Origin of the sequence: Actinoplanes sp. NPDC048791 (assembly GCF_040650095.1) — a bacterium.
Classification (GTDB): domain Bacteria; phylum Actinomycetota; class Actinomycetes; order Mycobacteriales; family Micromonosporaceae; genus Actinoplanes.
Window position 1 is genome coordinate 1 of record NZ_JBEZGQ010000560.1, and the last position, 5,583, is coordinate 5,583.

Sequence of the window (5,583 nt, forward strand, 5' to 3'; positions counted from 1 at the left end):
GCCCCGCGCCCAGCCAGCCGGCCGGTCGCGCCCCGGTGCGCCGGAACACCGGCGTCTGATTCCGCAACGAAGAAGCCCCCGTCCTCCGCGAGGAGGACGGGGGCTTCTCTGCGCTCGCCGCGCTAAAGCATCGAGACGTGTACGTGGTCCGTGTGATCACTGGGACCGTGGTACGACTTCCAGCCCGTGGCCGGGAACCAGATCTGTTTGTTCCAGATGACGTAGAGGATGCCGAGCCGGTCGGCGTTACGCACCAGGAAGGCCATCAGGTTGTTGCCGTACTCCCGGGTGTCCTGGTTGTGCCAGGGTGAGAAGCCGCTCTTCTGCAGGGACCAGTCGCAGGCACGGCCCTTGGGATGCTCGAACGGGCCGCCGTTGCGGTGACAACCGACGAACCGGTTGAACTTGGCCTTCTTCACTTCCTTGTACATGTGGAAGGTCCGCGCCGTGATGCAACCGCCCGTGGTCGGGTCGTCGACGTTGCAGGACTCCGGGCCGAACTCGCCGTCGGAGTTGCGGGGGGCGGGCGCGGCGGTCCGGGACTTGGCGACCACGAAGCCGCCCGTCACCGACTTGCCGCCGACCTGGGCCAGCGCCTTCTCGGCCGACTCCTTCTGCTTCTCCATCAGCGCGAGGTTCTGCTTCTGCGCCTTGACCTCCTGGTCCAGGCGCGTCTTGTTGGCGGTCACCTCGTCGATGGCCTGATCCAGCTCGCGCAGCTTGCCGTCGTTGAGGGCGTTGATCTCCTCCAGGGAGACCGCCTTCTTGAGGAAGCCGTCCGGGCTGGTGGTGTTGAGCAGGAAGCCCATGGTCGAGATGCCGCCGGTGCGGTACTGCTGAGCGGCGACCGCGCCCACCTCGGGCAGCAGCAGGTCGCGCTTCGCCTCGGCGTTCTTGACCTTGAGGGCGAGACCGAGCTGGGTCTTGGTCGACTTGGCGACCGCCGCCCTCGCCGTCAGATAGCGCCGGCCCGTGGAGTCCAGCACGTCGTTCAGCAGCGGGTTGTCATCGCCGTCGTCGGCGGTGGCCGACTTGGTGTCGTCCGGATCGGCGTTCGCCGGGGATGCGGGCGCGAGCATCATCGTGACCGCGGCGAGCGGTGCCAGGGCGAGGATCAGCCACCGGCGGGGTCTTGCCGTCATTCAGAATCCTTCCGCGTGACCACCGGCCGGGTTAGCTGACGGGTTCGGGACGGAAGCGATCCCTACCACTGACTCGTGGATTCACCCCGGTAGTTCTGTGGTTCCCCGGCTCATCTTGCGACGATTAGATGGTGGACTGCCGGCGCCTTGGGGGCAGCGCCTCCTGGCAGTGACCGGCGGCCAGCTTACCTGACAACGGCCGAAGTGGCAGTGCTGCCGCGAACGGTAAAACGGTTACCGGGCAACGACTTTCCGTCACCGCTCGATGGAATGACGCAGGTCATAGCCCGTAACGACGCATTAATGTGAGTCGTTGCATTCTTTCCGCCGATTGCTCACCATCAGTGCACGATCGATTGCGTAGGGTGTGACGACTGTCGATTCTTAGCATTGATGGGTAGTGTTCGTCACGGTCTCAGCGCAGACCGCCGCCTAATCGCCGCACGGCGAGCCGGGGAACCACTTGAGTAATGGGGTGAATCCGATCCGCGCACCCCCGCGCGATCGGTAGGGATCGCTTCCGTCCCGAACCCGTCAGCTAACTCGGTCGGCGGCCGACGGAAGGAATGTTCGTGAGGCTCAACCCTGTCCGCCGGCGATTAGCGACCGTGCTCGCGGTCCTCGTCGCCACCTCGGGGCTGGCGCTCGCCGCCCCGACCTCCGCTTCCGCCGCACCCCGCCCCTTCGCCGCGCCGGGCGACTCGGGCGACGACGGCGAGGGCGGTTCGAAGTCCCTCATCAAGCAGCTCGAGGCGGCGTCCAAGGGCTTCGTCGAGGCCCAGGAGGCGCTGGACCGCTCCAAGAAGCGCCAGCGGGAGCTGACCGCCAAGCTCAAGGAGCTCGACACCCAGCTCGGCCCCAGGCAGGCGGCGCTGGACGAGATCGTCCAGCGGGCGTACCGCACCGGGCGGCTCGGGCCGATGACGGCGATGATCACCGCCGACTCCACCGGCAGCATGCTGGACCGGGCGCAGACCCTGGAGACCATCGCCGTCAAGCAGGACCGCGCGGTGCGCGACCTGAGGGACAGCCGGGACCAGCAGGCGCAGGCCAAGACGGCGATCGACACCGCTGTCCGCGAACAGCAGCGCCAGCTCACCGTCATGGCCAAGCGCAAGAACCAGGCCGAGGACGCGTTGAAGGTCGCCAACGCCGCCAGCGGCGGATCCTCGAGTTCGTCGTCCGGCGGCGGTTCCTCCAGCGACGGCGGCAGCAGCGCCCTGGCCGCGCCCGCGCCGCGCAACTCGGACGGCTCCCTGCCGAGCGAGTCGTGCAGCGTCAACGACCCGACCACCTCGGGCTGCATCACGCCGCGCACCCTGCACGCGATGCAGGAGGCGAAGAAGGACGGTTTCAACCACTTCATCGCCTGCTTCCGCCACCAGAACAGCGGTGAGCACCCGAAGGGCCGGGCCTGCGACTGGGCCGCCGACAAGGGCGGCTTCGGCGGCGACGCGACCGGGGCCAGCAAGGACTACGGCAACCGGCTGGCGAACTACTTCATCAACAATGCAAGCCGGCTCGGGATCCTCTACGTCATCTGGTACCGGCGGATCTGGCTGCCCAGCAGCGGCTGGAAGTCGTACTCCGGTGCCGGCGGCGACCCGTCGAGCGACCACACCAACCACGTGCACATGTCGATGCGCTGACCGCGGGGGTGCGGGGCCTACCGCTTGACGTAGGCCTCGTACTCCTTCAGCACGTCGTCGGTCGGGCCGTCGGCGCGGATCAGGCCCGACTCCAGCCAGATGGCCCGCTCGCAGGTGTCGCGGATCGACTGCTCGCTGTGGCTCACCAGGAAGACGGTGCCGGCCTGCGCGCGCAGGTCCCGGACCCGCTGCTCACTGCGCCGGCGGAACTTCGCGTCACCGGTGGCCAGCGCCTCGTCGATGAGCAGCACGTCGTGCTGCTTGGCGGCCGCGATGGCGAACCGCAGCCGGGCGCCCATGCCGGACGAGTACGTCCGCATCGGCAGCGAGCTGAAGTCACCGCGCTCGTTGATGCCGGAGAAGTCGATGATGTCCTTGGTCTTGCTCTTGACCTCGGCCGGCGACATGCCCATGGCCAGGCAGCCCAGGACCACGTTGCGCTCACCCGGCAGGTCGTTCATCAGGGCGGCGCTGACGCCGAGCAGGGACGGCTGGCCGGCCGCGTAGATCGCACCGCGCTCGACCGGCAGCAGCCCGGCGATCGCCCGCAGCAGCGTGGACTTGCCCGAGCCGTTGGTGCCGATCAGGCCGACGGCCTCACCCTTGTACGCGACGAAGCTCACCCCCTTGATGGCGTGCACCTCGCGCATGGTCGCCGGCTTGGTGCCGGTGACGAGCCGCTTGAAGCTGGCGAGCGGGCTGCCGGTGCCCGGGGTCGCCGACTGCTGGATCCGATAGACCACGTGGGCATCGTCGACGATGACCGTCGGATCGCGCCGGTCGCTGCCGGTCATGTTGTCAGCCACGGCCGTAGCCCTTCTCTCCGCGCCAGAAGTAGACGTAACCCCCGAGACCCACCACGAACGTCCAGGCGAGCGCCTCCAGCCACATCACCGTGGGACTCGCCGCGAGCGGCACGTCCTCCATCAGCGCGTGCCGCATGAGGTCGATGAACACCAGCATCGGGTTCGCCTCCACCAGGGTCAGCTTCCAGCCGCTGAGGTGGTCGGTGAAGCGGGTGACCGGGTAGAGCACGGCCGACAGGTAGAGCCACATCCGCATGACGAACGGGATGAGGTTCCGGACGTCCGGGATCTTGCTGCCCAGCCGGGCCCCGGCCAGGGCCAGGCCGGCGTTGAACACGGCCTGGAGCAGGAAGATCGGCGCGATGAGCAGCCATTCCAGGGTGATCGGCTCGCCGAAGCCGACCACGATGACCATCAGCACGGCCAGCGAGGCGAGCGTGTTGCGGACCTCGACCATGGTGATGGCCAGGGGCAGGCTGCCTCTCGGGAAGTGCAGGGCCCGGATCAGCCCGAGGTTGCCGGTGATCGCCTGGATGCCGGCCGACACCGTGGACTGGGTGAAGCCGAAGATGAACACGCCGGTGCACAGGTACGCGACGAAGTTGTCGACCCCGCTCTTCGTGTTCAGGATCACGCCGAAGATCAAGTAGTAGACAGCCGCGTTGATCAGCGGCGTCAGCACCTGCCAGAACACACCGAGCCGGGTCTTGCCGAGCGACGAGGCGACCTTGGCGTTGGCGTACGACGCGATGAAGTGCCGGTACGCCCAGAGCTGACGTGTGTACTCAGGCAGGGAAGGCAGCTTCCCGGCAGCGCTGAGCCCGTGTCTACGGGCCAGCTCCTTGAGCGTCAGGCCGGTCTCGGAATCGGCGACCGCCGTCTGAGGCATGGGGCGCTCCGATCTGGTCGGTCCGCTGGGGATGGGGGACCTGGATGACTTGCGCGGGAACACACTAAACAGTGTGCCGCGATGGAACGGCGTCGTATCGACGTCAGCCCCGAAAGTAGCCGAACGAGCGCCGGAACGCAACCGTTGCGTCCTGGCGTATAGTGCACTCGTGGTTACAGCGAAACGTGCACCCGCCGGAGCGGCGGTGCTCCGCGGGGACATCACCGCGGCCATCCGCAACGCGGTCATGAACGAGCTGGCCGAGGTCGGCTACGGGCGCCTGTCCATCGAGGCGGTGGCGCGCCGGGCCGGCGTCGGTAAGACCGCGATCTACCGCCGGTGGAGCAACAAGCTGGAGATGGTCCTCGAGATCGTCTCCGCCGTGGCGGAGCGTAGCGTGCCGATGCCCGACACCGGAAGCTTCGCCGGCGATCTGCAACTGCTCCTGTTCATCGTGAGCCGGGCCCTGCAGCACCGGATCGCGTCCCAGATCATCCCCGACCTGATGGCCGAGGCGGCCCGCAACCCCAAGATCGCCGAGACGCTGCAACGGGCGCTGCGCACCCACCAGCAGGCCGTCGGCGAGAAGATCGTGGGACAGGCCGTCGAGCGCGGCGAGCTGCCCCCGGGCACGAACGCCGACCTGGCCGTCGACATGATGCTGGGCCCGCTGTACTGGCGGCTGGCGGTCTCGCGGACCCCGATCGACGACGACTACCTCGAGAACCTCAGCAACGCCGTCCTGCGTGCGCTGCAGGAGACCCGCCCCGCGCACTGACGGGGAACGACGCCTCGATCTGCCAGCCGGCCGGGGCGCGTGGACCGTGGACCAGGGTTCCGCCGTACCGGGTGAGGTCCTCGGCCAGGCTGAGCAGGCCGAAGCCGCCGGCCTCCCGCCCGGCCCAAGGTCGCGGCGGGCTCGAGGGCTCGCTGGTGATCCGCAGGATCAGCATCTCCGCGCCGTGCTCGGTGCTGATCCTGAGCAGGGTGCCGGGTCCGTCGTGGCGCAAGGCGTTCGTGGCGGCCTCGCCGAGCAGCCGGTCGGCCACCGCGAGCAGCGGCGGCGCCCGCACGTCCCGCTGGTCCGGCGGTTCGGC

The 5,583-nt window shown here is 68.4% G+C and carries 5 protein-coding genes, 1 pseudogene and 2 riboswitches; of the genes and pseudogenes, 2 read left to right on the plus strand and 4 right to left on the minus strand.

The genetic code is table 11. The features are described from left to right. Window positions 1–122: 122 nt before the first annotated feature. Window positions 123–1,142, minus strand: coding sequence for a hypothetical protein (locus AB0C29_RS31020; protein ID WP_360827560.1), 1,020 nt, complete (start codon window positions 1,140–1,142; stop codon window positions 123–125). Between the two features lie 3 nt (window positions 1,143–1,145). After that, window positions 1,146–1,283: riboswitch (cyclic di-AMP (ydaO/yuaA leader) on the minus strand. A 278-nt stretch (window positions 1,284–1,561) separates the two neighbouring features. Next, a riboswitch (cyclic di-AMP (ydaO/yuaA leader) is annotated at window positions 1,562–1,711 on the plus strand. Between the two features lie 39 nt (window positions 1,712–1,750). Between AB0C29_RS31020 and AB0C29_RS31025 the strand changes: the two genes are divergently transcribed. Next, the gene (locus AB0C29_RS31025; RefSeq protein WP_360827562.1) at window positions 1,751–2,791 is read left to right on the plus strand and encodes a hypothetical protein; all 1,041 of its coding nucleotides are present in this window, start codon (window positions 1,751–1,753) and stop codon (window positions 2,789–2,791) included. Between the two features lie 17 nt (window positions 2,792–2,808). Here AB0C29_RS31025 and AB0C29_RS31030 read toward each other — a convergent pair whose 3' ends face one another. Together AB0C29_RS31030 and AB0C29_RS31035 are read right to left on the minus strand one after the other, a co-directional pair. Beyond that, entirely contained in the window at window positions 2,809–3,585 is a 777-nt protein-coding gene (locus tag AB0C29_RS31030; protein ID WP_360551949.1) for an ABC transporter ATP-binding protein, read from the minus strand. Between the two features lie 4 nt (window positions 3,586–3,589). Continuing rightward, a complete protein-coding gene (locus AB0C29_RS31035) occupies window positions 3,590–4,486 on the minus strand; it encodes an ABC transporter permease (protein ID WP_360827565.1) in 897 nt (298 codons plus the stop codon). A 169-nt stretch (window positions 4,487–4,655) separates the two neighbouring features. Between AB0C29_RS31035 and AB0C29_RS31040 the strand changes: the two genes are divergently transcribed. Further along, window positions 4,656–5,264 (plus strand): TetR/AcrR family transcriptional regulator, encoded by a 609-nt coding sequence (locus AB0C29_RS31040; RefSeq protein ID WP_360551100.1) that lies wholly within the window; start codon window positions 4,656–4,658, stop codon window positions 5,262–5,264. On the opposite strand, the pseudogene AB0C29_RS31045 reads toward AB0C29_RS31040, so the two are convergent. Further along, a pseudogene (locus AB0C29_RS31045) lies at window positions 5,215–5,583 on the minus strand (hypothetical protein); the annotation flags it as partial. The gene AB0C29_RS31040 and the pseudogene AB0C29_RS31045 sit on opposite strands and share 50 nt — an antisense overlap.

Excerpts from the sequence above, each read along its gene's own strand:
- AB0C29_RS31020 (WP_360827560.1), bottom strand. The coding sequence starts at position 1,142 with ATGACGGCAAGACCCCGCCGGTGGCTGATCCTCGCCCTGGCACCGCTC.
- AB0C29_RS31030 (WP_360551949.1), bottom strand. The coding sequence starts at position 3,585 with ATGACCGGCAGCGACCGGCGCGATCCGACGGTCATCGTCGACGATGCC.
- AB0C29_RS31035 (WP_360827565.1), bottom strand. The coding sequence starts at position 4,486 with ATGCCTCAGACGGCGGTCGCCGATTCCGAGACCGGCCTGACGCTCAAG.